The 265-nt window shown below is 63.0% G+C and carries 1 protein-coding gene; it reads right to left on the reverse strand.

Annotated features, from left to right (window positions below):
* Nucleotides 1-265: phage minor tail protein L (locus tag AO388_RS07755; RefSeq protein WP_063613804.1), on the reverse strand; the 265-nt coding region annotated here is incomplete at both ends.

Consider the following 265-nt stretch of genomic DNA (forward strand, 5'->3'; position numbering starts at 1 on the left):
CCGCCGAACCGGCGGGTATTGCCGCGCAACTTGCAGCTGCTCCACCAGCCCCCGCAGCGGTCAAGCGCAGGGTTGTCGGTGGGTTCGTTCTTCTTGTCGAAATACGCGGTGCCTGTGTAGGCGCAAGCCTCCTGCCGGTACTGGCCGCGCATCGCCCAGCGGCACAACTTGGTGATTTGCTGCGCCGGCAGCTGCTGGCCTTCCATATCGATGGGGCTGGAAAGCTCGAAACCGACCGCCGAAAAGTTCTCTTCCGTCTTCTGCT

It is taken from the genome of Pseudomonas sp. ICMP 10191 (assembly GCF_001467335.1).
Taxonomy (GTDB): Bacteria; Pseudomonadota; Gammaproteobacteria; order Pseudomonadales; family Pseudomonadaceae; genus Aquipseudomonas; species Aquipseudomonas cerasi.